The organism is Rhizobium mesoamericanum STM3625 (genome assembly GCF_000312665.1).
Taxonomy (GTDB): Bacteria; Pseudomonadota; Alphaproteobacteria; order Rhizobiales; family Rhizobiaceae; genus Rhizobium; species Rhizobium mesoamericanum.
Window position 1 is genome coordinate 829,236 of sequence record NZ_HF536772.1, and the last position, 25,511, is coordinate 854,746.

20 protein-coding genes are annotated in these 25,511 nt (G+C 58.7%); 10 read left to right on the top strand and 10 right to left on the bottom strand.

All coding sequences use genetic code 11. The features are described 5' to 3' along the window. Window positions 1–19: 19 nt before the first annotated feature. Complete coding sequence (locus BN77_RS04000) at window positions 20–613, bottom strand: nitroreductase family protein (protein WP_007528722.1); 594 nt, start codon at window positions 611–613, stop codon at window positions 20–22. A gap of 452 nt (window positions 614–1,065) precedes the next feature. Here BN77_RS04000 and BN77_RS04005 point away from each other — a divergent pair, with 452 nt between their 5' ends. From BN77_RS04005 to BN77_RS04050, 10 genes are all read left to right on the top strand, one after another. Then, window positions 1,066–2,019 (top strand): glutathione S-transferase family protein, encoded by a 954-nt coding sequence (locus BN77_RS04005; RefSeq protein ID WP_007528726.1) that lies wholly within the window; start codon window positions 1,066–1,068, stop codon window positions 2,017–2,019. Between the two features lie 99 nt (window positions 2,020–2,118). Beyond that, complete coding sequence (locus tag BN77_RS04010) at window positions 2,119–2,961, top strand: fumarylacetoacetate hydrolase family protein (protein ID WP_007528728.1); 843 nt, start codon at window positions 2,119–2,121, stop codon at window positions 2,959–2,961. Window positions 2,962–3,165: 204 nt separating this feature from the next. Then, the gene (locus BN77_RS04015) at window positions 3,166–4,443 is read left to right on the top strand and encodes a polyhydroxyalkanoate depolymerase (protein ID WP_007528730.1); all 1,278 of its coding nucleotides are present in this window, start codon (window positions 3,166–3,168) and stop codon (window positions 4,441–4,443) included. Window positions 4,444–4,588: 145 nt separating this feature from the next. Then, window positions 4,589–5,023, top strand: a complete 435-nt coding sequence (locus BN77_RS04020; RefSeq protein ID WP_007528733.1) for a DUF2852 domain-containing protein — start codon at window positions 4,589–4,591, stop codon at window positions 5,021–5,023. A gap of 93 nt (window positions 5,024–5,116) precedes the next feature. Further along, window positions 5,117–5,878: a M48 family metallopeptidase gene (locus BN77_RS04025; protein ID WP_007528735.1), complete on the top strand. Its 762-nt coding sequence runs from the start codon at window positions 5,117–5,119 to the stop codon at window positions 5,876–5,878. A gap of 74 nt (window positions 5,879–5,952) precedes the next feature. Further along, a complete protein-coding gene (locus tag BN77_RS04030) occupies window positions 5,953–6,621 on the top strand; it encodes a phosphoribosylanthranilate isomerase (RefSeq protein ID WP_007528737.1) in 669 nt (222 codons plus the stop codon). Between the two features lie 2 nt (window positions 6,622–6,623). Next, window positions 6,624–7,844 carry a tryptophan synthase subunit beta gene (gene trpB, locus BN77_RS04035; protein WP_040676711.1) on the top strand — a complete coding sequence of 407 codons (1,221 nt, stop codon included), beginning with the start codon at window positions 6,624–6,626 and terminating at the stop codon, window positions 7,842–7,844. Window positions 7,845–7,847: 3 nt separating this feature from the next. After that, on the top strand, window positions 7,848–8,687 hold the full coding sequence (gene trpA / locus BN77_RS04040; RefSeq protein WP_007528741.1) for a tryptophan synthase subunit alpha: 840 nt from the start codon (window positions 7,848–7,850) through the stop codon (window positions 8,685–8,687). A gap of 39 nt (window positions 8,688–8,726) precedes the next feature. After that, window positions 8,727–9,629, top strand: a complete 903-nt coding sequence (gene accD, locus BN77_RS04045) for an acetyl-CoA carboxylase, carboxyltransferase subunit beta (protein ID WP_007528743.1) — start codon at window positions 8,727–8,729, stop codon at window positions 9,627–9,629. A gap of 21 nt (window positions 9,630–9,650) precedes the next feature. Beyond that, entirely contained in the window at window positions 9,651–11,003 is a 1,353-nt protein-coding gene (locus BN77_RS04050) for a bifunctional folylpolyglutamate synthase/dihydrofolate synthase (RefSeq protein WP_007528744.1), read from the top strand. A 57-nt stretch (window positions 11,004–11,060) separates the two neighbouring features. On the opposite strand, the gene trxA is transcribed toward BN77_RS04050, so the two are convergent. The 9 genes from trxA to BN77_RS04095 all read right to left on the bottom strand — a co-directional run bounded on the left by trxA (window position 11,061) and on the right by BN77_RS04095 (window position 25,497). Beyond that, window positions 11,061–11,381, bottom strand: coding sequence for a thioredoxin (trxA, locus tag BN77_RS04055; RefSeq protein WP_007528746.1), 321 nt, complete (start codon window positions 11,379–11,381; stop codon window positions 11,061–11,063). Window positions 11,382–11,453: 72 nt separating this feature from the next. Beyond that, a complete protein-coding gene (gene addA, locus BN77_RS04060; RefSeq protein ID WP_040676714.1) occupies window positions 11,454–15,005 on the bottom strand; it encodes a double-strand break repair helicase AddA in 3,552 nt (1,183 codons plus the stop codon). Then, the gene (gene addB, locus BN77_RS04065; RefSeq protein WP_007528750.1) at window positions 14,998–18,192 is read right to left on the bottom strand and encodes a double-strand break repair protein AddB; all 3,195 of its coding nucleotides are present in this window, start codon (window positions 18,190–18,192) and stop codon (window positions 14,998–15,000) included. The genes addA and addB overlap by 8 nt, the downstream gene beginning before the upstream one ends. A gap of 3 nt (window positions 18,193–18,195) precedes the next feature. Then, complete coding sequence (locus tag BN77_RS04070) at window positions 18,196–18,927, bottom strand: nucleotidyltransferase family protein (RefSeq protein ID WP_007528752.1); 732 nt, start codon at window positions 18,925–18,927, stop codon at window positions 18,196–18,198. A gap of 25 nt (window positions 18,928–18,952) precedes the next feature. Next, complete coding sequence (locus BN77_RS04075) at window positions 18,953–20,452, bottom strand: bifunctional tRNA (adenosine(37)-N6)-threonylcarbamoyltransferase complex ATPase subunit type 1 TsaE/phosphotransferase (RefSeq protein WP_007528753.1); 1,500 nt, start codon at window positions 20,450–20,452, stop codon at window positions 18,953–18,955. Then, window positions 20,449–23,031, bottom strand: a complete 2,583-nt coding sequence (locus BN77_RS04080; protein ID WP_007528756.1) for a PAS domain-containing sensor histidine kinase — start codon at window positions 23,029–23,031, stop codon at window positions 20,449–20,451. Before BN77_RS04080 ends, BN77_RS04075 begins: the two co-directional genes overlap by 4 nt. Window positions 23,032–23,235: 204 nt before the next feature. After that, on the bottom strand, window positions 23,236–24,636 hold the full coding sequence (ahcY, locus tag BN77_RS04085) for an adenosylhomocysteinase (protein WP_007528758.1): 1,401 nt from the start codon (window positions 24,634–24,636) through the stop codon (window positions 23,236–23,238). A gap of 167 nt (window positions 24,637–24,803) precedes the next feature. Beyond that, on the bottom strand, window positions 24,804–25,079 hold the full coding sequence (locus BN77_RS04090) for an HPr family phosphocarrier protein (RefSeq protein ID WP_007528761.1): 276 nt from the start codon (window positions 25,077–25,079) through the stop codon (window positions 24,804–24,806). Window positions 25,080–25,095: 16 nt separating this feature from the next. Continuing rightward, complete coding sequence (locus tag BN77_RS04095; protein ID WP_007528763.1) at window positions 25,096–25,497, bottom strand: PTS sugar transporter subunit IIA; 402 nt, start codon at window positions 25,495–25,497, stop codon at window positions 25,096–25,098. Between the last annotated feature and the right edge of the window lie 14 nt (window positions 25,498–25,511).

A 25,511-nucleotide genomic window follows, 5' to 3' on the forward strand; every position in this document is an offset into this window, starting at 1 on the left:
GGGCTTTGCCGTTTAAGGACTAGTTCGCGATAAATTTACCTCGAAAAGCGACCTCGGAAAGAGGCCTGCGCTGGCTTGGAACTTCCCGTTCCCGATACCGCTCCGAAAGCATGCTCTTATCAGCAAGACGCCCGACCGCAACCCCTGCCTCGACCCGATAGCCCTCTGGAATCGAAAAGGTTTTCTGGATCTCCTCGTGTTTGATGCCGCCCATGCCGTGGGCATAGAAACCCGAAAGCAGAGCTTGAAGCGCGAGATAGCCCCAAGCTGTACCGGCGTCGAATGAATGCGTGTAGCTCGTTCTTCCTTCGGAGAAATCGCCGCTGAATCCCCTTGAGACAAGATAAATCAGGGCCGAAGCATTCTTTGCCCACTCCTGATTGGATTCAACGAGGAGCCCAACGAATTTGTCCCAATCCTCGGAGCCCTTGAGCGCATATATAAATCGCCAGGGCTGCTGGTTGGCAGATGACGGTGCCCAATGAGCGGCGTCGAGGATCGTCAGAAGGTCTGACTCATCGATCACTTCGCCGGTAAAGGCACGCGGCGACCACCGCTCCAGAAACAATGGATTGATGGGGTATTGGGATTCGCGGTTGTTGCTCTTTGTCATGGCTCTTCCGAGTGCGTTGTCAGGCAATCCAGGTAATCTTCGGCTCTTTGCGCAAAGCTAAACGTTGAGAGGGTCGGCGACAACACCCTCATGTCGCCAGTTGTCACGGTTCGGCGATAGCGTCACATGAAGGGCACCCGCGTCTGCCACAAACGTCACCTCCGTCGTGCGGTTTAAGGGCACGCGGCCATGCTCCGCCGTGAATCGATGCCAAACTGGTGGCTCCAGTGCTTGCAGGGTTGGCGAAGATATTTGCTGGCGTGCGCGGTGGCGACCGTAGATGTTGAAACAAGCATATCAACCTCCATCTCGCCTGTTTTAGGCCGCATCCAAAAGACTTGGCAAGCAAGCGTTGCTCCGCGGTCGGTGGACAGTGTGTTTAACAATGGCGGCCTCCCGCGCGCGTAAAAGCACGCTAAGTTTGTCCAAAACCAGCATCAGAGGAAAGCGTCTTGCTCGTAAATGGTAAATGGACGGAAGATTGGCAGCCGGTACAGGCAACGGATGAGAAGGGCGGCTTTGTTCGCCAGACGTCTAGCTTCCGCAATTGGGTAACGCGGGACGGCGCTGCAGGCCCGACGGGAGAAGGCGGCTTTAAAGCTGAGGCGGGGCGCTACCACCTCTACGTTGCCTACATCTGTCCCTGGGCGTCGCGAACACTGATCGGCAGAAAGCTGAAGGGGCTGGAATCGGCCATCTCGGTTTCGATCGTCGAGCCCGCATTGACGAAGCAGGGCTGGCGGTTCGGCGACTATCAGGGGGCAACAAACGACCATGTCCAAGGTGCAACCTATATGCATGAGATCTATACCAGCGCAGCGCCAGATTTTACCGGGCGCGCGACAGTGCCCCTTCTCTGGGACAAGCAACTGCAGACGATCGTCAACAACGAGTCAGCTGACATCCTGCGGATGATGAATGACGGTTTCGATGATCTTGCTAGCAATTCTGTCGATCTCTACCCCACTGCTCATCGGCGTGAAATCGATGCTTTCAACGAGCGGATCTATTCGAGCCTCAACAACGGCGTCTACCGTGCAGGCTTTGCAACCACGCAAATTGCCTACGAGGAAGCGTGTGCCGGCGTATTCGAGTGCCTCGACTGGGTGGAGAAAGAGATCGGTGATCGGACCTTCTTGTTTGCCGATCACCCAACCGAGAGCGACATTCGCCTATTTGTGACACTGGCGCGCTTCGACGTCGCCTATCACGGGTTGTTCAAATGCAATCTGCGGCGCCTGTCCGACTACGCCAATCTTCGCCGCTTCTGCCGGCGGATGCTCGACTGGCCAGGTGTCGCCGAAACGGTCAATTTCGACCATATCAAGCGCGGGTACTATTCGATTGAAAGCCTCAATCCGACGAGAATCGTCCCGTCAGGACCCGATCTAGGCGATATTTTCTGAAGCAGCGTACCGCTCCGGCAAAAAGCCGTGATGACACCGGTGAATATCTCGTTCATAGGTGATCAATAAACCGTGGTTTTTGCTGAGGAGGAAAATGTCATGAAGCTTATGCGTGTTGGAGAGGTTGGCCGCGAAAAGCCGGCTTTACTCGATTCTGATGGCAAGATCCGTGATCTGTCGGCGCACGTTTTGGATATTGGCGGCGATACGATCTCACCTGAAGGCCTTGCTAAGCTAAAGGCTATCGATCCGAAGAGCCTGCCCGAACTTGCACCGGGTCGCATTGGCGCCTGTGTTGCCGGCACCGGCAAGTTTATCTGCATCGGCCTCAATTTCTCCGATCACGCTGCCGAAACCGGTGCTACCGTGCCGCCGGAGCCCGTCATCTTCATGAAGGCGACATCGGCGATCGTGGGCCCGAACGACAATGTCTTTATCCCGCGCGGCTCGGAGAAGACGGATTGGGAAGTGGAACTCGGTGTCGTCATCGGTAAGACGGCGAAGTATGTCAGCGAAGCTGACGCGCTTGACTACGTTGCCGGCTACTGCGTTTCCCATGACGTCTCGGAGCGCGCCTTCCAGACCGAGCGTGCCGGCCAGTGGACCAAGGGCAAGTCCTGCGACACGTTCGGTCCGATCGGTCCCTGGCTCGTGACCAAGGACGAGATTGCCAACCCGCAAAACCTCGCCATGTGGCTGAAGGTCAATGGCGAAACTATGCAGAACGGCTCGTCGAAAACGATGGTTTATGGTGTAGCCTTTGTGGTGTCCTATCTCAGCCAGTTCATGTCACTGCATCCGGGCGACGTGATCTCCACGGGCACGCCCCCGGGCGTCGGCATGGGCATGAAGCCGCCGCGGTTCCTTAAGGCTGGCGATGTAGTGGAGCTTGGTATCGAAGGCTTGGGCACGCAAAAGCAGACCTTCCTAGCCGATCGCTGACGTCCATTCTGCGATCATTAAGCATTCGAGCGCACCATGATGCCGGGGGAGATTTCCCGGCATTTCTTATTGCGGTGCGGATGGCAATGTTGCTGCGCAACAAAAACCTGTTAATCTGCGTTGAGGTGCCAGCACGTCGTGGAAAGAATCCGACGCCTTTTCAATCGGCGTCGTCTTCCAGATTAGAGAAAGGTGGCGCATCTCATGTTTTATCAACTTTATGAATTGAACCATGCCGCATTGGCGCCGTATCGGGCTTTCGCCGATATAATGCGCATGGTTTATGCCAATCCGTTCAATCCCATTTCGCAGACGCCTTGGGGGCGGACGGTAGCGGCAAGTCTCGAAATGTTCGAGCGTACGACACGTCGCTACGGCAAGCCTTCGTTTGATCTGACCGATACCGTCATTGGCGACCGAAGAGTAGCGGTGCGGGAAGAGATCGTATGGTCGCGGGCCTTCTGCAATCTTCTCCATTTCGCGCGCCACGTTCCAAACGGGCACGCGCCCGATCCGCGCATTCTCATTGTTGCGCCGATGTCCGGCCACTACGCGACGCTGCTGCGCGGCACGGTCGAAGCGCTGCTGCCAAGCGCCGACATCTACATTACGGATTGGATAGATGCCCGCATGGTGCCGATGACGGAAGGCACTTTTGATTTTGATGATTACGTCGATTATGTCATCGACATGCTGCGCTTCCTCGGCCCGGACACGCACGTGATCGCGGTCTGTCAACCTTCTGTGCCGGTCCTCGCTGCCGCAGCCGTTATGGAGGCGGAGAATGACCCCTTCTCGCCGTCTTCGATGACGCTGATGGGCGGGCCGATCGACACGCGTATCAATCCGACTGCGGTCAACCAGCTCGCCAAGGAACGGTCCCTGGAATGGTTTGCGGATAATGTAATCATGAATGTGCCGTGGCCGCAGCCCGGGTTCATGCGCCCGGTCTATCCCGGCTTCCTACAATTGTCCGGCTTTATGTCTATGAACCTCGATCGTCATGTGATCGCGCACAAGGAATTCTTCATGCATCTGGTGAAGAACGATGGCGAGCCGGCCGAAAAACACCGCGACTTCTACGACGAATATCTCGCCGTCATGGATCTGACGGCAGAGTTTTACCTTCAGACGGTCGACCAGGTGTTCATCAAGCACGCCCTGCCGAAGGGCGAGTTGCTCCACCGTGGCAAGCTCGTCGATCCCGCAGCGATCCGCAACGTGGCACTTCTCACCGTCGAAGGGGAGAACGACGATATCTCCGGCGTCGGTCAGACCAAAGCCGCGCAGACGATTTGTGTCAACATTCCCGAGAACATGCGCATGCACTACCTGCAGCCAGATGTCGGCCACTACGGCGTCTTCAACGGCTCTCGCTTCCGCAGGGAAATCGCGCCGCGCATCGTCAGCTTCGTGAAGGAACACGCACGGACAGGAAAGCCTGTGGTCAAGCGGGTTATTAAGGGCGGAAAATCCGGCTGATTTAGATTGTGCTGAATTAACGGTGACATTTCAATGCATTGTCCGATTTGGATATGAACCGCCTTGAAGCTGAGTGGGGGTGTAACCACATCGATTCCAGCGTTCGGTATCTCGCCGGACGCGGAAAATGCGAGGACACCGCACGATGAACCAGTCAGCATTGCTTCGCCCGGATTGGACTCCGGCTACCATTGCCCTGATGATCCTCGGCTTCGTGGTTTTCTGGCCTCTGGGTCTCGCCATGCTAGCCTACATCATCTTCGGGGAGCGCTTGCGCGGTTTCAAGCGCGACGCCAACAGCGCCGCCGACGGATTCTTTGCCGGCTGCCGACGTTCACATGGCCGCTATCGCCCGCATTTCTCGACGGGCAATGTCGCCTTCGACGATTGGCGGAAGGCCGAGCTCGACCGGCTGGAAGAAGAGCGCCGTAAGCTTGACGAGATGCGTGAGGAATTCGATTCCTACGTTCGCGAGCTGCGCCGCGCGAAGGACCAGGAAGAATTCGACCGCTTTATGCGCGATCGTAAGAACGCCAAGCGTGACGATAACGGGCCGGTACCAGAATACCAGACTCCGTAATTCCAGCAGGCTTCAGCACTGAAACTTGAACCGGCATCGATGATGCCGGCTTTTCTTTGTAAAGAATTCCCACGAATCATATAGAAAATGCCTATGTTCCCGCTCCTTGCAAAGCCACGTCGAAGTGTTCGAAAACCGGCTCCGCCCGAGACCCGAACCCTTGAGGTGGCCGGGCGTCTGATGCCGCTGACGATCAAGCAGCACGTGCGGGCAACTCGTATCACCTTGCGCATTGAACCGGGTGGCCGGGCTCTGAAGATGACGATCCCGAGTGGATTGGCGCAGCGTGAAGTGAACGCATTTCTGGACCGTCACCAGGGTTGGCTGCTCACCAAACTCGCGAAGTTCTCAACGGACGCTGGCCTGCGGGACGGGGGCGCCATTCTCTTTCGCGGAGTATCGCACCGCATTCACCACACTGGCAGCCTTCGTGGTCTTACCGAAGCGACTCTTGTTGACGGCAAGCCGGTGTTGAAGGTCAGCGGCATGCCCGAGCATCTCGGGCGGCGTATCGCCACATTCCTGAAGAAGGAAGCCCGTGCGGATCTCGAAAGGCTGGCAATGCTGCACGCCGGCTCTATCAACGCGCCGATCAAGTCGATTTCCATGAAGGATACCCGCAGCCGCTGGGGATCCTGCTCATCTGAAGGAAATCTGAGCTTCTCCTGGCGCATCGTTATGGCGCCGCCGTCTGTCGTCGACTACCTGGCGGCACATGAAGTCGCCCATCTCAGGGAAATGAATCATGGACCACGCTTCTGGGCGCTTTGCGGGAAGCTCTGCCCGCACATGGAAGAGGCGAAGACTTGGTTGAAGCGCCATGGCAGCCAGCTTCACGCCATCGATTTTGAGTGATCGAATCCTCGTAAAATTCAGCTTTTGTCGCGATTTGGCTCGACTCCAATCGCTTTTCGTGTCACTCCGCTGCCATGAAACAGGATATCAAAATCTGTGGACTGAGGACGGCCGAAACGATAGATCGTGCTCTGGCGCGAGGCGCCACGCATATCGGCTTCATCTTCTTTGAAAAGAGCCCTCGCTATGTCGAGCCCGATATCGCCGGCAAGCTTGCAGAGCCGGCGCGTGGAAAAGCCAAGATCGTTGCTGTCACTGTCAATCCGAGCAACGACGATCTCGATGAGATCGTCGCACTCTTGAAGCCCGATATTCTTCAATTGCATGGCGACGAGAGCCCGGAGCGTGTTTTGACAATAAAGGCGGTGTACGGACTGCCGGTCATGAAGGCGTTCTCCGTGCGGACGGCCGATGATCTGAAGCGAGTGGAGGCCTATATCGGCATTGCAGACCGTTTCCTTTTCGACGCGAAGCCGCCGAAAGGATCGGATTTGCCCGGTGGCAATGGGGTTTCCTTCGATTGGAGCCTGCTCTCTTGGCTTGACGACAGTGTGGATTACATGCTTTCCGGTGGCTTGAACAAAGCTAACATTGCCGAGGCGCTGGCCATTACAAGGGCACCCGGCATCGATGTGTCCTCCGGTGTCGAAAGCGCACCGGGCGTCAAGGATGTGGCATTGATCGACGAGTTTTTCGATGCGGTCGAATGGGCCTGTCAGCCCGAGATGGCCTCAGGGAGTTGAGAGTGAACCAGACGCCAAAACCGAATTCCTTCCGTTCCGGCCCTGACGAAGACGGCCGTTTCGGCATTTACGGCGGCCGTTTCGTCGCCGAGACGTTGATGCCTTTGATCCTCGACCTTCAGGACGAGTGGAATAACGCAAAAAACGATCCGGAATTCCAGGCAGAGCTGAAGCAGCTTGGTACCCACTACATCGGCCGCCCGAGCCCGCTCTATTTCGCCGAGCGCCTGACGGCTGAGCTCGGCGGAGCGAAGATCTACTTCAAGCGCGAAGAGCTGAACCACACCGGTTCGCACAAGATCAACAACTGCATTGGCCAGATCCTACTTGCCAAGCGCATGGGCAAGACGCGAATCATCGCTGAGACAGGCGCGGGTCAGCATGGCGTTGCCTCCGCAACCGTTGCAGCGCGCTTCGGTCTTCCCTGCGTCGTTTACATGGGCGCGACCGATGTCGAGCGCCAGGCGCCGAACGTGTTCCGAATGAAGCTGCTTGGTGCCGAGGTGAAGCCGGTGACGGCTGGTCATGGCACGCTGAAGGATGCCATGAACGAGGCGCTGCGTGACTGGGTCACCAACGTCGACGACACCTACTACCTAATTGGTACGGCCGCCGGCCCACATCCCTATCCGGAAATGGTCCGCGACTTCCAGGCCGTTATCGGCACGGAAGCTCGTCAGCAGATCCTGGAAGCTGAAGGACGCCTGCCCGATCTTGTCATCGCTGCCGTCGGCGGTGGTTCGAATGCGATCGGAATCTTCCATCCGTTCCTTGACGACGAGAGTGTCAAGATTGTCGGCGTCGAAGCCGGTGGCAAGGGCCTGAGTGGCGACGAGCATTGCGCATCGATCACCGCGGGTTCGCCAGGTGTTCTGCACGGCAACCGCACATACCTGCTGCAGGACGGTGACGGCCAGATCAAGGAAGGTCATTCGATTTCCGCCGGGCTGGACTACCCAGGAATAGGCCCGGAGCATTCCTACTTGAACGACATCGGCCGCGTCGAATACGTCCCGATCATGGACCATGAGGCGCTCGAAGCCTTCCAGACGCTCACCCGGCTCGAAGGCATCATTCCGGCGCTCGAGCCGTCGCACGCGCTGGCTGAGGTCATCAAGCGCGCACCGAAGATGGGCAAAGACGAGATCATCCTCATGAACCTCTCCGGCCGCGGCGACAAGGACATCTTTACTGTCGGCAAGATTTTGGGAATGGGTGAGTAAGTCATGACCGCACGTATGGACAAACGCTTCGCCGATCTGAAGGCGGAAGGCCGGCCCGCCCTCGTCACCTATTTCATGGGCGGTGATCCGGATTACGAAACCTCGCTCGGCATCATGAAAGCTCTGCCAGAGGCGGGTTCGGATGTCATCGAGCTTGGTATGCCGTTCTCCGATCCGATGGCCGACGGCCCGGCTATTCAGATGGCTGGCCAACGCGCGCTCAAAAGTGGCCAGACCCTGAAGAAGACGCTGCAGCTTGCCGCCGATTTCCGCAAGAACGATGACGCGACGCCGATCGTAATGATGGGGTACTATAACCCGATCTACATCTACGGCGTGGAGAAGTTCCTGGATGACGCGCTGGCGGCCGGTATCGATGGCCTGATCGTCGTCGATCTTCCGCCGGAAATGGATGACGAACTCTGCATCCCCGCCCTCAAGAAGGGGATCAATTTCATTCGTCTGGCGACGCCGACGACCGACGAGAAGCGCTTGCCGACCGTTCTCAAGAACACCTCCGGCTTCGTCTATTACGTCTCGATGAACGGCATTACCGGGTCGGCGCTGCCGGACCCCTCGCTGGTATCGGGTGCCGTCAAGCGCATTAAGCAGCATACCCGTCTGCCTGTTTGCGTTGGCTTCGGAGTCAAGACCGCCGACCACGCAAAGGTCATCGGCAGCTCGGCCGATGGGGTGGTTGTCGGCACCGCAATCGTCAATCAGGTGGCAACGAGCCTCACCAAGGATGGGAAGGCAACCGCCGATACCGTCCAGGCCGTCGCCACCCTTGTTCGTGGATTGTCAACGGGTACACGTTCGGCGCGCCTTGTTGCTGCCGAATAGTTTCCCCACATTGGCAAGAGTCAATCAGGAGTTTTCGACTTGAACTGGATCACCAACTACGTCCGCCCCCGCATCAGTTCCATGCTGGGCCGCCGCGAAGTGCCGGAGAACCTCTGGATCAAGTGCCCGGAAACGGGTGAGATGGTCTTCCATAAGGATCTGGAAGACAACAAGTGGGTCATTCCGGCCTCAGGCTATCACATGAAGATGCCGGCCAAGGCGCGACTTGCCGACCTTTTCGACGACGGCGCGTATGAAGCGCTGCCGCAGCCGAGGGTGGCGCAGGATCCGCTGAAATTCCGCGATTCCAAGAAATACATGGACCGCCTGAAGGACAGCCGCACCAAGACCGAGCAGGAGGACACGATCGTTGCCGGTGTCGGTAAGGTTCGGGGTCTAAAGCTCGTTGCCGTTGTGCACGAGTTCAACTTCATGGGTGGATCGCTCGGCATCGCCGCCGGTGAAGCAATCGTCAAGGCTTTCGAGCGCGCTATTGCCGAGAAGTGCCCGCTGGTTATGTTTCCGGCTTCGGGCGGCGCTCGCATGCAGGAAGGCATCCTGTCGCTTATGCAGCTGCCACGCACGACCGTTGCCGTCGACATGTTGAAAGAAGCCGGCCAGCCCTATATCGTGGTTCTCACCAATCCTACCACCGGAGGCGTTACGGCATCTTACGCAATGCTCGGTGACCTGCATCTGGCCGAACCGGGCGCGGAAATCTGCTTTGCCGGCAAGCGCGTCATAGAGCAGACGATCCGCGAGAAGCTACCGGAAGGCTTCCAGACGTCGGAATACCTCCTGGAGCACGGCATGGTCGATATGGTGGTCAAGCGCCACGATATTCCGGATACGCTGGCGCGCGTCCTGAAAATCCTGACCAAGAAGCCTGCGGCAAACCTCAACAAGGAAAGCGGGACGCTCGCGATAGCCGCGAGCGCCTGATCCAACTAGGCGGGTCGTGCGATGATACCAAGGGGTCAGGCCGGCGTGAGCGAAGCAGCGCAGGAAATCGATAAGCTCATGGGATTGCATCCCAAGGGCTTCGATCTATCCCTGGACCGTATTACGCGGTTGCTTTCCGTCCTTGGTGATCCGCAGAAGAAGCTGCCGCCGGTCATTCACGTGGCGGGCACGAACGGCAAGGGTTCGGTGACTGCCTTTAGCCGCGCACTTCTGGAAGCAGGCGGCTATAGCGCCCACGTCCATACATCCCCACATTTAGTCAACTGGCATGAACGCTACCGGATCGGCGCCAAGGGCGGTCGCGGGCAGCTCGTGGGAGATGCTGTTTTCGCAGAGGCGGTGCAGCGGGTGGCGGCTGCCAATGATGGGCAGAAGATTACAGTTTTCGAAATCCTGACTGCCGTCACTTTCATTCTGTTTTCCGAGCATCCGTCCGATGCCGCCATTATCGAGGTAGGTCTCGGTGGGCGTTTCGATGCGACGAATGTCATCTCTGACCCCGCCGTCTCGGTGATTATGCCGATCTCGCTGGATCATCAACCCTATCTGGGGGATCGGGTCGAGCTGATCGCAGCCGAAAAGGCTGGCATCATGAAACGCGGCTGCCCGGTCGTCATCGGCAAGCAGGAATACGATGCCGCGCTCGACGTTCTGATGTCGACTGCCGAGCGATTGAAATGCCCTACCGCCGTCTTTGGTCAGGATTACATGGCACATGAGGAATACGGGCGTCTCGTCTATCAGGATGAGTTCGGTCTCGCCGACCTGCCGTTACCCCGCCTTCCGGGTCGTCATCAATATGCCAACGCCGCTGCGGCGATCCGCGCGGTCAAGGCTGCCGGCTTTACGGTCACCGAAACGATGATGGAAAAGGCGCTGCTATCGGTCGACTGGCCAGGTCGTCTTCAGCGTCTGAGCGACGGACACCTGATGGCCAACGCACCGGCAAAGGCGGAAATCTGGGTCGATGGGGGGCACAACCCTGGGGCCGGTGAAGTCATTGCCGAAGCAATGGCGAATTTCGAGGAAAAGCAGCCGCGGCCGCTCTTCCTTATCATCGGCATGATCAACACTAAGGATCCGGTGGGCTACTTCAGGGCTTTCAAGGGATTGGCCGAGAAGGTCTATTGCGTGCCGATCCGTGGCAGTGACGCAATGATCGATCCAGTTATCCTCGCGAATGCCGCCTACGATGCCGGCCTCGTAGCAGAGCCGATGTCGACTGTCAGTGATGCGTTGGAGGCAATCAAGGAAGGCGCCTTCGAACAGGCCCATCCGCCGCGCATTCTGATCGGCGGTTCTCTCTATCTCGTCGGCGATGTGCTTGCCGACAATGGTACGCCACCGAAATAAAAAGCCCGGCCAGTTCAAAAATGCCGGGCTTCTTCTTATCTGCATGCAGGCAAATATTTAAGCGGCGCTAGAGATCCAGCTCGAAAGAGCGGTCTTCGGGGCAGCGCCAACCTTGATGTCAGCAACTTCGCCGGCCTTGAACATGGCGAGCGTCGGAATGGAACGGACGCCAAACTGAGCGGCAAGTTCTGGGTTCTCATCAATGTTGAGCTTTGCGACCTTCACCTTGCCCTGAAACTCAACGGCGAGTTCTTCAAGGCTCGGAGCGATCATCTTGCATGGTCCGCACCATTCAGCCCAGAAATCGACGACGACGGGTTCTGCGGATTCGAGAACTTCAGACTGGAAGTTGTTAATATCGACTTTTACGGTAGCCATAGGCTGCTCCTTTACGGATTCCTGTTGAAGCTCATGTGAGCGTGCGGCGCGGCAATTTCAATGCCCGGTATTTCACTTTGTTTCGAGTTGCGCAAGCGCCGACGCCAGGGCATCGGGCGTCAACATGTGAACGGAACCGTTTTCGGTGTAGACGAGCAGGCAATCGATTTCCTTGCCTGGATAGAGTGGTGCCAAGATCTCGCGATAGATGGCAAGCTGCGCCTTGTGGGCAAAAGGGATCGACTCTTCCGTCTGCGGCGGGACGCGATTGGTCTTATAGTCGAGCACCACGACGCGATCGTCGAAAACCGCCATTCTATCCACGCGACCCGAAACGGCGTGGTCCACTCCGCCGATCGTCAGTGTGCCCATGATCGAGACTTCCGGCTGTGTATGGGCCGAGAACACCGGCTCGAGGTTCGGGTCGCGCAACAGTCTCAATACTGAATCGACCAGTTGCTGTCGCTCGGCTTCCGGCCAGAAAGACGCCGCACGTCTGACGTAGCGCATGGCCGCATCTGCCTGCACGCTATGCGGCACGTCTGGCAGCGTCTGCAGCATACGGTGGAGAAGCCTTCCCTTCTGCAGTGACCGGTCCGGCTTGCCTTTTTCAGCAAAAAGTGGGGAGGCGACTAGGAGATCGTCTGCCCCATCATCAACGATCGTTCCCACCCCAGATGGGCTCAGCGGGCGAGGCAGTTGCTTGCGCGACTGCAGCGGCCTGTCGAGGCTGGGCGGGATGGACTCTTGCCTAGCCGCCTGTTCGACGTGTCCCAGTCGTTCAAAGCTTCGCGCGACCCGCGGAACCCGCCATTCGACGCCAGCCCAGCTACCGTCCGGTCCAGAAAATGTCGCTGCCGATACGTGCGGGTGGCTGTCTGTCATCGCAGCAGAAATCATTGCATGCCAGGTGTCTGTGTTGGGCCGGACACCTCTGTAACCGCAAACGGTAAGTCGGTCGGCAGCTCGGGTCATCGCGACATAGAGCAGGCGTCGGTATTCCTGTTCCGCCAATGCCTGGATGCGTGTCGCGTCTGCTTTGGTAAGGGAGTTGCTGAGGTCGCCGAGCGGAACCCAGGCTGGCATCGGCGGTTCGCCCTGCTCCTGCTCCAGCAACCGGAGTTTGGGCATGTGCGAGTGCGTGAAGGCTTTGGATCCGCCATCGACAAGGAACACCACAGGTGCCTCAAGGCCCTTTGATGCGTGCACGGTCATTATCCGAACTTCGTTGCGACCCTTGTCCTGCTCGCGTTTTACCTCTGGCGCTTCGATCTCAAGCGTGGATATGAAGGATTGCAGACCGGGCAGACCCGAACTTTCGTGATCGAGCGCGAACGTCAAGAATTCATCAAGAATATCGCTCACCTCGGTTCCAAGCCGGGCCAGGAATTGTCGTCGTCCGCCATGGCAGCCGAGAACGCGCGCATAGAAGTCGTGGACCGACAGGCTCTTGGATTCATCCAAGAAGACCTTGAGACGTGAGACCGCCGTCTCGAAGCGCGCCCTGCCGTCGGCGGCGAACTTTTGCACGTGCACCCAAGCGCTCGCGTCTTCCGAGCGAAGGGCCGCAACGGCAAACACGTCCTCTTCGCTCAGATCGAGAAGCGGGCTCTTCATGAGCGCGGCCAGGGAAAGGTCATCTTCGGGCAGTAGCAGAAAGCGACCGAGCGCCACGAGGTCCTGAACTGCGATGTGGCTTGTCAGGCGCAGGCGATCGGCACCGGCAACCGGTATGTCGCCACGCCGTTTCAGCGCACGGGTCAATGCGTTGACGAAAGCGTCCCGCTTGCGCACGAGGACGAGGATATCCCCAGCCTCGATCAGTCGTTCTTTCCCTTTCTCGACAATGGTTTCCCGACCCACCAGATTGCCTATCGTATGGGCGATGCGACGCGCGAGAATGGATGGCGGGGCGCTCTCCGGCGTCGCATCAAAAGGTGCGGTCCAGTCTTCTTCCTTAATCGCCACCTCAGGCACAACCATGTCCCAGAGGTCGACTGCGCCGGGATGGCCGATGCGATTTGAACGATGAACTACCGGCTCGCCCGTCGCGCTCAACCCGCGAGCATTTTCGGCCGGCGTGAAGATATGATCGACAGCGGCGAGGACATCCGAGGTCGATCTGAACGAGAGCGGAAGCCGGACCGTCGAGAAAGCAAGCCCGCTTTGGGAGACGCGCCGGCGCGTCTCCTGGCTTTCCTGCGAGAAGCGCTCGGGACGAGCGCCCTGGAACGAATAGATGGATTGCTTTTCATCCCCAACGGCAAACAGGGTTCGCACTGCATTGCGGGCGCTTTCGCCTGAAAAAAAATCTTCGGCCAGCGACTGGATGACGCTCCACTGGATCGGGCTCGTGTCCTGTGCCTCGTCCACGAGGATATGATCAATGCCCTGGTCGAGCTTGTAGTGGATCCATGGGCCAACGTCGCTCTTGTTCAAGAGCTCGGCGGTCCGCGTTATCAGATCCTCGAAATCGAGTTGGCTGCGTTGCTTCTTAAGGTCGTCGTAGTGCTTGTTGAGGCGGTCAGCGAGAATCAGCGCTGCGTGCGTGGCCTCGAACATACGCGCCGTTTTCAACCGATCTCGGCACAACACGACGTGCGCTCGGGCCGTTGCCACAGCATCGGCCAGTTCGGGCGCTTCGTTCAACATTGCCTTCACGACAAATTGCGAATCCGCCTTCGGTTCTCCCTTGGCGGTCAGGAAAATCTTCTCCAGCAGCGAAGCGCGGCGCGCAGCATCATGTTCGCGCGCAACCGACCGCAAGCCGGCTGCGATATCCTGCACCTTGACGCCACCCTTCTGGCCGGCAACGCCCAAATACAGGTCAAGTACACCGCCGCACAGGCCCGGAAGCGGCCAATACTCTTCGGCGATTGCAGTTGCCGTGTCATTGGCCGAAAGGCGAAGCTTCTTGCGCAGGACGGTATCGAGACCACCTTTTCGTTCTGCTTCTCGCATAAAGCTCTGGATCGCATTGCGATTGGCAATGATCTCTTCCAGCAGGTTTTCCAGGCCCGATTCATCGCCGAGATTGAGGACATAGGCAAAGGCCCGCGCGAGTGCGGGGTCATCCTCCGGCGTGGTCGCCGTGAGGAGAGACCGCCGTGCATCCGCCAAAAGCGTTGCGGCTGCCCGATCGTCGAGCACCGAGAAGTGCCCGGCCACGTTGGCTTCGAGCGGAAACTGATGCAGCAGGGCCTCACAAAATGCGTGAATGGTCTGGATCTTCAGGCCGCCTGGTGTCTCGAGCGCTTTGGCAAAAAGCCGCCTTGCGTCCGCACGCTTCAGGGCATCCGGCGCCTTGCCCTCGATCCGCGCGATCCGCTCTTCAAGCTCTTCGTCCGACAGAACGGCCCACTCTGCGAGCCGCTCGAAGACGCGGTTAGACATTTCCGAGGCCGCTGCTTTCGTATAGGTGAGACATAATATTGCCGATGGCCGCGCTCCGGCGAGCAGCAACCGAATGACGCGCTGTGTCAGAACGTGGGTCTTTCCCGAGCCGGCGTTCGCCGAAACCCAGGCCGAGCGCTGCGGATCCGATGCAATCGATTGCTGGATCGTCGTCCAACTCGTCCAGGCGAGGGGATCGTCGTCCTCGGGCAATGAAGGTTCGTCATTCATCGCCGGTTGCCTCTTCGCTTTCTGCAGCAGACCATTCGGACACGCGCGCCAGATGATCGTAGTCGCCACCAAAGTCAAACTGTTGTGCCGGCACAAGCCGCGAGGTGAAACCCTTCTCGCCCGACTGCAGAAGCGAAACGAACCTGATCAACTGATCGATCGAGTCCGAAGCCAGATCCATAGCCGATTTCGCCCTGTCAGCTCTGGTCGAGGTCTCGTTGTTGACCGTGTCGACCCGGAAGCGATCGCCCGGCCGCAAGCGTACGTAAAGAAGATCCTGTGGAACCAGACTGCCAACATCCCGGAAGGCGCCGGCACGAAGCGCGGCCGCCTCCAGCGCCAATTGGGGATCGAGAAGTGCACGCGCCTGAGCCGGCGAGGGATTATGCCCAGTCTTGTAATCGATGATGTCCGCAGTGCCAGTTGCAGTGATATCGATCCGGTCGGCGACGCCGCTGAGCCGGATACCGATGGGCTCCAACTCGATACCACCACGCACCTCTGTCAGCGTTCTTCGAATGCCTGGCCGCCGCTGTGCCTCCCACTCAAGAAAAGAACGGGCAACCTCCCGGAAACGCGGACGCCAAACCGCATCGATATGTGCGGGGAGCTGCTCCGTATCGAAGAGCTCAGTCAGAATAATCTCCATCGCGCTTTCCGCAGCCGGTGTTCCAGCGATATGGCCTTCGCTTACAAAGCGGTCGATGATCTTGTGATAGAGCGTTCCGCGCTCTGCGGCGCCAGGATCTCGGTTGAACGGAGCGACGGGATCGAGCCGTAGAACGCGGCGCGCATAGATCGCATAGGGGTCGCGGCGCAAGCGCCCGACTTCACTGAACGAGTACGACTTCGGCTGCATCTCCCGCGGCGGCGTCGGACTCGGACGCTGCGCGGGCGCTTGTCGGTCACCTTGGTCAATCAGGTTTGCCCAGTGCACAAGACTGTCACCACGGCTTTTGAGTTCGGCTTCGAACGCCTTGCCCCCGAAGGCAAGCAGTCGTTGCAGCCAGCGCGATGCGACGGTGGCCGTCGAACCTTGTCTCAGGGCGCGTGAATAGATGAGATGACGCGTCCCACTCGCCATTTCAAAATCGTGCGCCAGCTGGCCGATCCGCCGTTCCGGCGGCTCAAGGCCAATCTCCGTCTTCATCGTGCGGGAGACGAAGGGATTGTTGGACGTCTGCCCCGGCCACGATCCTTCGTTCAGCCCTCCGAGGATGAGCGTGTCCACGCTCTGGAGGCGCGCTTCCAGCGTGCCGAAGATGAACACTCTAGGGTGGCTCAGCGCCCGTGGTTTTGCCGCCTGTCCCGCCAAGAGTGCTGCGACGATATCGATCCATTGCGGACCGTCGGCGTCGATCTGCCCTTCGGTTTCGATGACTTCGCCGAGCATTGAAGCCAGCGTATTACCGGCCTCTCCCGACCATAATCCGGCAAGGTCGCCACGTTCGTCCCTCGCTACCGCCTCCAGCGTGCGCCCGGTGCGTCTTGCCCAGTCGGAGAGCGCGAAACTGGTCGTCAAGCCACGTTTTTCGGGCAGGCATCTGACAAGCGCGGATGCCAGCGGTTCGGTGGCTGCAGTAACCCGGCGGGCAAGCTCCCGCGCAAAGTCGATGGCATTCACGGGGAGTGCTTTGCGCCACTGCGGCGCGTGGCGATCCAAGGCGTGCTCAGACAACCGTTTTTCGAGGAGCGGTTCCAGTGTAGCGATGTCGACGTCGGCGATGCCACCGCGTAGCGCCAGAAGCTCAAGTGCCCTTACCGCTTCGGCAAGCACGCGGCGCTCCAGCCCGAAATGTGCAAGCGGATGTTTGAGCAAGCCCACAATGGCGACAGGATCGCCCGGGCGAAGCGTTGCCTCGAGCAGCAGTTGCAGCAATGTCCCCTGCGGTGTCGCTGACAGCGGGGTGCCGGCTGAGTCGTCGGCGATGATGCCGAAGCGTGACAATTCCGTGGTCACCCGGCGCGCCAGATTACGATCGGGCGTGATCAGCGCCGCGCGGCTTTCACCGTCAATGCCGGGGCATTCGAGCGCCAGACGGAGCGCGATGGCGATGGCAGTGGCCTCCTCTCGCTCGTTGCCCGCTTCGATCAACGAGACGTCGGCGAATGCTGAAGAAATGGCCGCGTCGGACAGGCCCGCCTTCCACGCGCCCCAATCGCTGCTGGCTTCGGCCGGCGCGAGCGCATGCGAGAGGATTTCACTACGCAGCCGCAAGTCCTCGGTAGGCTCCGCAAGCGGCATTACGTCGTCACGAGTAAGGTGCAGCCGCTTCAACAGTTGAGCGAGGCCGTATTGCGAGTGGCTGCGACTTGCCGGGTCCGCCGGCTGATCTTTTCGGTCCTCCGGCGCCACCATTCTCCAATGCCCTTCAGGCATCCCGAGGTCGAGACCCGGCAGCACAATGACACCATCCTGAAGATTGGCCACCGCCGCAATCAGGTCGGCTGTCGCCGGCACCGAGCCCGTCGATCCAGCAATGATGATGGGCCCCATCGGGGGGACTGTCGCAATGCGATTCGCTTCCGCGCGAAGGATAGCGTTGCGGTGCCTCGCAGGGGACGACTTGCCGAGCTCGTTCAATCTTTCGGGCCAATAAACACTGGCGATTTGCAGGAATTCGGCGGTCAGCTGCCACCAGAGCGCATAGTCTTTCGCGTTCAGGCGAGACAGTTCGGTCCAATCCCGATCCTCGGTTTCGATGGCGTCAATTAATTCCGCAAGATTGCGCGCAAGCCAAATGGCATCAGCAGGGCTCGCGGGCGCGACGAGTGGCGAATCCGAATGGATGCTGCGGACGATCTCCGGCAGCTTATTTCGCCAGGCAAGGACGAGGCGTGCGAGTTCTAGCAGGCGGGCGGTGTTCGAAAGCGGCTGGGCGAGATCCAACGTCGCCGGCAGGGCTTCATCAAAATACCCCATGTCGTCGTCAGTTTCACCAAGCGGCCGGATGACCGGCAAGATTGCCGATCGGCCGCCAAGGAGATCGACGAATTCGGAACGCAGCACGCGCGCGGCGCGTCTCGTCGGCAGATAGATGGTTACCTTTGAAAGCGACAGAGGGTCGTCAGGATCATACCGGAAACAACGCGTCAGCCTGCCGTCACAGAGGCTTTCGGCAAGGGTCTTCAGGAAAGGAAACCCTGCTGGGATAGTCAAAATCCTCGGCCGATGCTCTTCGACCATTGGTCATGCAAACGTCCGGTATCGCCGGATCGTTTCCTCCGCTTCGCCGATCGCCTCGGGCGTGCCGACCGTAAGCCAGTGTCCTTCGAGGACTGTGCCGTAAAGTCGCCTACGAGAGATCGCCTTGTCGAAATAGAGATTGAGGTTGAATGGATCGGCCGGAGCGTCATCAAGGAACGATGTGTCCATGGCAATCGCACCGGCGTAGACGACTGGGCCGGGCCCGGATTCGGTAAAGCGCGTCAATCGGCCATCCACGGCCATATTAAAATCGTTCTTGCCATTATGCCCGGTGGTATCCTCCAATTTTACACAAAGCATCGCCATGTCCATGCGTTGTGGATCAAAGAAGCCGGCTAAACGTGTCAGGTTGCTTGGAGCGCCCGGACGCTCCCCGATCCAGAAAAGGTCGGCATTCGTGACGAACACCTTGCCGGGTGGAAGCAGCTTCAGGCCCCTTGCAAGCCCACCGCCGTTGTTCATCAGTTTCTCACGTTCGTCGGAAACAGTGATCTCGAGGTTTTTGTAGCAAGCCAAGTGAGTCATCATTTGGTCGGCATGATGGTGAACATTGACCACGACCCGTTCCACGCCGGCCTCCGCAAGCGAATCCAGCGCATAGTCGATCATCGCCTTACCGTCGACCTTCACGAGCGGTTTCGGAATGGTGTCGGTGATTGGCCGCATGCGGGTCCCAAGACCTGCAGCAAGAACCATGGCTTGCTTGATGCTCATTTGATCCGAGAAACTATGATTCGCTTTACACTATTCCAGCCCTTACGAGCCAGTCGCGCAAGGGGGCAAGCGTTTCGTGTTCTAACGCCACGGAAAGATAGGAGAGCGTCCGCGGCATATGCTTCATGTAGCCCGGCTTTCCGTCCCTTTGCATCAGGCGAACCCATAGCCCGGCAAGCTTGCAGTTGCGTTGTGCCGACATGATGGCCCAACTCTTGAGGAAGCGGACCTCGTCGAAGTCGCCCTGTGCTCTGCGTAACGCCAGATAGTCGTCCATCAATTGCTGGAAGAGATCGGGCGCGATCGTGACGCGCGCGTCCTGCGTGATCGACGCGAGATCGTAGGCAGTGGGGCCGATCATCGCATCTTGAAAATCGATCAAGCCAACGCGCGCAATCCCCTTCTCATTCTCGCGCCAGATGATATTCGGCGAATGAAAATCACGAAGGAGAAGTCCTTTTTCGGAGGTCTCCAATTCGTCGATCAGCCCATCCCAGATAGCGAGGTACTCATCGCGCTCTGCGCCGCTGGCAGGAGTACCCCCGCGCTTCCAGGGGAGATGCCAGTCGAGAACGAGGCGCACTTCCATCTTCATCGCCGTTTTGTCGAAATCCGGGATGTGGTGGACATGGCTTTCCGTGACGTGGATGTCCCGCGGGATTGCCAGCGAGTGGAGAAACGCCAGGCAGGCGACGCTTGCCCGGTAACGATCGGTGATAGGCCGGCCCTGCACATCCAGTACGCCGTCGACGCCAAGGTCCTCCAGCAGCAGAATGCCTTGCTCATAGTCGACGTGGTAAACGTCGGGTGCTGCAAAGCCCTCCCGTCGAAGCACATTCGCTACGGCGACGAAGGGATAGGCGTTCTCCGCGATGTGCGCGACTTTCGGATATGACTTGCCATCCAGAACCGGGGGCCCTTCCGGCAACGGCGGCCAGTCCATCAGGATGCGGCGCTTTCCATCACCGGGATAGACCGCCTCGTAGGCGCGGAGAGATGCGTCACCGGTCAGGAAACGACGTTTCGCCAAGGGATATCCCGCGGCATCGAGGAAATCACGGATCGCGAGGACGCGGCGAATTCGGGCGGCGTTTTTGTCCGGCGCCGCAATGGTCACCCGCCGACCTGGGCCCTCGTGCTCGAGCTTCAATGCAATCCGGTCTGCCGGCAGCTCCTCGCTCGCCATCTCGGGCCACTCCACGAGACAGATGCCGTCCTGGAGAGCCTCGCCGAAGCCAAGTTCGGTCAGTTCGGCCGGATCTCCGAGGCGGTAGAGATCGAAATGCGAGACTGGTATGCGCAGGTCATAGCTCTGCACCAGGGTGAAGGTGGGGCTCGGCACCTCAAGATCGTCGTCATCCGCCATCGCGCGCAGGAACGCGCGAGCAAGGGAGGATTTTCCGGCGCCGAGGTCACCCGAAAGGGCAAGGCAGTCACCTTGCCTTAGTGCCAGCGCAAGATCATTCCCAAAGCGGGTTGTTTCCGCCTCATCCTTTAGGAAGAGGGAAATGATAGGGGTCATCATTCGGCTGCGACGGACGTCGGGAGATCGACTGAAGGAATCCGGCAGGTCACGACCGTGCCCTTGCCGGGCTGACTGTCGATGGTGACCGTCCCGTGGTGGAGACTGACGAAGCTGTCGACGATCGAGAGCCCGAGTCCTGCTCCGCCCCTCTTGCCAGTCTTCGCACCGGTGGCGAATCGGTCGAACACGTTGGCGATCATGTCCTGCGAAATACCTGGACCACGATCGCTGACGGAGAAGACGAAATCTGTCCCGTCGCGCTGGCATTCCAGTGCGATTGACGAGCCTTCCGGGGAGAAGTTGGCAGCGTTGGAAAGCAGCTTTACGAGGATCTGCTTCAGCCTTTGCGGATCAGCAATGATCGAGCCCAGATGCGCCGGCGCGGTGATCTCTAGCGTCACGCCGCTTTCCTGCAGCCTGTCGGCAATCTGCATCGATACGTCGTCCAAAAGGTCGCCGAGATCGATCGGTGAGTAATTTAGGTGCATGATTCCGGCGTCGACCGTAGCAAGATCGAGGATGTCGTTGACCAGCGTCAGCAGGACCGAAGATGAGGTCGAAATGTGGTCGATATACTCTGCCTGCCGGTCGTTCAGTGGTCCGAGTCCGGGCGTGCGTAGCAGATCTGTAAAGCCGATGATGTTGGTCAGTGGCGAGCGCAGTTCGTAGGAGACATGTTGGACGAAGTCGTTCTTGAGTTCGTCCGCCTTGCGCAGTGCTTCGTTCTTTTCCGTCAACGCGCGCTCGGCGCGGACGCTGTCGGTCATGTTGACAAAGGTCAACATCGTCTGTGCATTCGGCAACGGAATGACAGCATAGTCGAGCACGAGACCCGAGAATAGCTCGAGCGTCCCCTGGCTGGAGCGGCGCTCGTCGTCAAAGCTGGTGATCAGCTCGGCGAAGGTCCTCCATCCATCCGGGCGATCATAGGATTGAGAGCATGCATCGCCAAGGGCGCGGATATGCGTGCCGGGCTTCGCGTCAGCTTCCGTGATTCCCCAGAGCGCACGGAAGGCGGGATTCGAGAGGCGAATGCGTCCGTCAGGCCCAAAGACGGCAACACCCTCCGAGAGATGGTCGATCGTCTCGCCTTGAACCTTGAGAAGCGTGTTGTAGCGTGTCTCAAGATCGACCTGCTCGGTCAGGTTCTCGAACACCCAGGTGGCGCCGCCCTGCGGATGCGCTGTTGCGAAAACCCGCAACGTCTGACCGTTCGGCAAGTGCCAAAGGTCCGACTGCGTATCGAGTGCCCGGTATACCGAAAGCGCAGCTTCCTTCCAGGATTTCCAGTTCAGCTGGTCCGGCAGCTTTTTCGCAGCGCGTAGCCGCTCAAGCAGTTCTGCATTGTCGGGCCGGCTCTCGAGGAACGCAATATCGAGTTCCCAGAGCGAGACGAACGCCTGATTGTAAAACTGCAGCCGCCGGTCGCCGTCGAAGATTGCCACTGGGGTCGCGAGGTGATCAAGGGTCTCGGCGTGGCTCTTCAGTGTTCGCTCGAGTTCCGCGCGAACGGCCTCAATACCGGAAACATCGACAGCAATGCCGGCAGATCCGCTAGGCACCTTGACATCGACAACGTCGAAGAACGTGCGATTGCCACGCACTACCGTCGAAATCTTGTCGTGGAAAGGCGACTCGGTGGTGGCCGTGGCGCGGATACGCTCGCGGGCAACGGTCGTTAGGAATTCCCGACCCTCATCGACCGCTTGCGCGGGCGTGCTTGCTTCGACTGCTTCGCCATAGGCGTGGTTGACCCAGGTTAACCGACCATCGCTGTCACGTTGCCATGCCGGCAGATCAATTGCATCGAGCATGCTCTGAAACGCCGAGATCGACGACAGCAGCCTGTCCCGTTCGATCTTAAGCTCGGCAAGCTCAGCTCGGAGATTGTTCAGCGCCACAAAACGGACAAATGCGCGACCGCCGGAAACCCGGCCCTGGGCCTCAAGAATTTCCTCGCGATGGGTTTCAACGACCATGTCGAAGCTCTGAGCTGAGCCGCGAAGGCGATCGATTGCACGCTCCAGCTCGGACGCGGAGCGCGACTTGAGCCACAGCCCGAAAGCAAGGAATTCGCTGTCTTGCGGCGCGCCGGTTTCCGCCGGCAGCTGGCCGATAAGCTCAGGGCGCTCGTTGCCATCCCAGATGACGATCCGGCGATTCTTGTCGGCGATCAGCGCCTGATATTGCGAGATGCGCTGTTGTGCGTCCGAGAGTGCCGAGCGGATTTCTCGGCTCTCGCTTTCAAGGTTGCCGCGCTGGCGTACAACCCAGAGAGTCGAAAGCAGCGCAGCGGAGATCACACCGATAACGACGGAGAGACCAACGACCTGCGATGAAGTAAAAAGATGCGCAGATGCGACAGCCGCAGTGTCGACCTGTGCGAAAACCGGCGGTGCAACCAACACGATTGCGGTGCCCGCGGCAAAAATCCGCACGACACGAGCCAGTATTCCCGGCTTGCCGGCGATTGTCTTTGAGCCGCCGACTGGTTTCCGTTCACCTGGATAAAGCGGGCAGGAGGCAGCGTACGCGCCATCCTCCGCCTGTTCCACCAGGCTGTGCATCATTTCCGACATGCGCGGTATGTCTCCGTCCTTTAATGTGCCGCATCACGACAAGACATCCCATTTTCGAAGCAAACGGACACGTCCGTGGCCACGAATCGAGTGTTAAAACAATACTTCGGAAGGGAATCGGCGGAAAGATGTGTGTCAAAAAATAAGGGCGCCACATTTGTCAATCTGGCGCGCCTCTAGATGTTGTGGATATTCAGTTTGGGATCAATATCTGTAGTGTTCTGCCTTGTACGGACCTTGCGGCGTGACGCCGATATAGGCTGCCTGTTCAGCAGAAAGCTGTGTCAGCTTCACGCCGAGCTTGTCGAGATGAAGGCGCGCAACCTTTTCGTCGAGGTGCTTCGGCAGGATATAGACCTGGTTCTTGTACTGGCCGGTCTTGGTGAAGAGCTCGATCTGCGCCAACGTCTGGTTGGTGAAGGAAGCCGACATGACGAAGGATGGATGCCCCGTGGCGTTGCCGAGGTTGAGCAGGCGACCCTCCGAGAGCAAGATGATGCGATTGCCTTTCGGGAACTCAATCAGGTCGACCTGCGGCTTGATGTTCGTCCACTTCAGGTTACGCAGCGCTGCAACTTCGATTTCGTTGTCGAAGTGGCCGATGTTGCCGACGATCGCCATGTCCTTCATCTGACGCATGTGGTCGATCCGAATGACGTCCTTGTTGCCTGTCGTGGTGATGAAGATGTCCGCCGACGACACGACGTCTTCCAACGTGACGACTTCGAAACCGTCCATGGCCGCCTGGAGCGCGCAGATCGGATCGACCTCCGTCACCTTGACGCGGGCGCCAGCACCTTGAAGCGAAGCGGCCGATCCCTTGCCGACGTCGCCGTAGCCGCAGACCACGGCGACCTTGCCGGCCATCATGACGTCGGTGCCGCGGCGGATGCCGTCAACCAGCGATTCCTTACAGCCGTACTTGTTGTCGAACTTCGACTTGGTGACTGAATCGTTGACGTTGATCGCCGGGAAAGGAAGGAGGCCCTTCTGGCTCAGCTGATACAACCGGTTGACGCCCGTTGTGGTTTCTTCCGTTACACCTTTGATGGCGTCGCGCTGCTTGGTGAACCAGCCCGGCGAAGCGGCCAGACGCTTCTTGATCTGTGCGAAGAGGATTTCTTCTTCTTCGGAATGCGGGTTCGACAACACGTCCTCGCCGGCTTCCGCTCGCGCGCCGAGCAGGATGTACATGGTAGCGTCGCCGCCATCATCGAGGATCATGTTGGAAAGACCGCCGTCAGCCCATTGGAAAATCTTATCGGTGTAAACCCAATAGTCTTCCAGCGACTCGCCCTTGATGGCAAAAACAGGAACGCCTGAAGCAGCGATTGCGGCTGCGGCATGATCCTGCGTCGAGAAGATATTGCACGAAGCCCAGCGGACTTCGGCGCCAAGTGCAACGAGCGTTTCAATGAGAACAGCCGTCTGGATCGTCATGTGCAGCGAGCCGGTGATGCGCGCGCCCTTCAGCGGCTTTGCTTCGCCGAATTCTGCACGGCAGGCCATCAGGCCCGGCATCTCGGTTTCTGCGATCGTAATTTCCTTGCGGCCGAAGTCCGCGAGGCCGATGTCAGCGACGACATAATCTTTTTCAGTGCTCATTGGGTTCTCCAGGCTGAAAAGCGGCTCAAATTCGAAAGCGCACGTATTGTGCGCCAGGTAGCGTCCACGCGGCATGCGCGGCTATGCTGGCCGTTTAGCAGGCTTCTATGGCGAAGGCAACAATGATATAAAGAAGTCTTTATATGTTTATATGAGCGGCAAGGAGCTTACATTTCCTCGCCGAACCGGTTCTGGATCAGCTCGTCAAGCGCATCAAGGGCCTGTGCGGCTTGGTTGCCGCTTGCAGAAACAAGGACGCTTGAACCAGGGCTCGCTGCCAGCATCATCAAGCCCATGATCGAAGTCCCGCCGACCGTCATCCCGTCTTTCGATACGGTAATATCGGCATCGAAATTCTCGACGAGTTGAACAAACTTTGCCGAAGCGCGTGCGTGGAGCCCGCGTTTGTTGATGATCAGAATTTCTCGGGAGAGTGCCGTCATGGGCGCGATGTGCTCACTATTTGCCGCTGAGGACGCGGCTCGCAACGTTGATGTACTTCCGTCCGGCTTCTGAGGCCTCGACGAGCGCCTTTTCCATATTGTTCTCGCCGCGTACGCCAGCAAGTTTGATCAGCATCGGCAGATTCATGCCTGCGATGACCTCCGTGTGGCCGCTGCTCATGACGGATATTGCCAGATTGGAGGGGGTGCCACCGAACATGTCGGTGAGGATGACGACTCCGTGGCCGTCGTCGGCGCGGGACACTGCTTCCAGAATATCTTGTCGCCTCTGATCCATGTCGTCTTCGGGACCGATACAGACCGTTTCGATGAATTTCTGAGGACCGACAACGTGTTCGACCGCATGACGAAACTCTTCAGCCAGCTTGCCATGAGTGACAAGCACAAGTCCGATCATGATATTACTGCTCC

Bases quoted from the DNA above. Each gene is read 5' to 3' on its own strand.
- BN77_RS04000 (WP_007528722.1), bottom strand. From the start codon at position 613: ATGACAAAGAGCAACAACCGCGAATCCCAATACCCCATCAATCCATTG.
- BN77_RS04010 (WP_007528728.1), top strand. From the start codon at position 2,119: ATGAAGCTTATGCGTGTTGGAGAGGTTGGCCGCGAAAAGCCGGCTTTA.
- BN77_RS04015 (WP_007528730.1), top strand. From the start codon at position 3,166: ATGTTTTATCAACTTTATGAATTGAACCATGCCGCATTGGCGCCGTAT.
- BN77_RS04020 (WP_007528733.1), top strand. From the start codon at position 4,589: ATGAACCAGTCAGCATTGCTTCGCCCGGATTGGACTCCGGCTACCATT.
- BN77_RS04025 (WP_007528735.1), top strand. From the start codon at position 5,117: ATGTTCCCGCTCCTTGCAAAGCCACGTCGAAGTGTTCGAAAACCGGCT.
- BN77_RS04030 (WP_007528737.1), top strand. From the start codon at position 5,953: ATGAAACAGGATATCAAAATCTGTGGACTGAGGACGGCCGAAACGATA.
- trpA (WP_007528741.1), top strand. From the start codon at position 7,848: ATGACCGCACGTATGGACAAACGCTTCGCCGATCTGAAGGCGGAAGGC.
- BN77_RS04050 (WP_007528744.1), top strand. From the start codon at position 9,651: ATGATACCAAGGGGTCAGGCCGGCGTGAGCGAAGCAGCGCAGGAAATC.
- trxA (WP_007528746.1), bottom strand. From the start codon at position 11,381: ATGGCTACCGTAAAAGTCGATATTAACAACTTCCAGTCTGAAGTTCTC.
- addA (WP_040676714.1), bottom strand. From the start codon at position 15,005: ATGAATGACGAACCTTCATTGCCCGAGGACGACGATCCCCTCGCCTGG.
- addB (WP_007528750.1), bottom strand. From the start codon at position 18,192: ATGGTCGAAGAGCATCGGCCGAGGATTTTGACTATCCCAGCAGGGTTT.
- BN77_RS04070 (WP_007528752.1), bottom strand. From the start codon at position 18,927: ATGAGCATCAAGCAAGCCATGGTTCTTGCTGCAGGTCTTGGGACCCGC.
- BN77_RS04075 (WP_007528753.1), bottom strand. From the start codon at position 20,452: ATGATGACCCCTATCATTTCCCTCTTCCTAAAGGATGAGGCGGAAACA.
- BN77_RS04080 (WP_007528756.1), bottom strand. From the start codon at position 23,031: ATGTCGGAAATGATGCACAGCCTGGTGGAACAGGCGGAGGATGGCGCG.
- ahcY (WP_007528758.1), bottom strand. From the start codon at position 24,636: ATGAGCACTGAAAAAGATTATGTCGTCGCTGACATCGGCCTCGCGGAC.
- BN77_RS04090 (WP_007528761.1), bottom strand. From the start codon at position 25,079: ATGACGGCACTCTCCCGAGAAATTCTGATCATCAACAAACGCGGGCTC.
- BN77_RS04095 (WP_007528763.1), bottom strand. From the start codon at position 25,497: ATGATCGGACTTGTGCTTGTCACTCATGGCAAGCTGGCTGAAGAGTTT.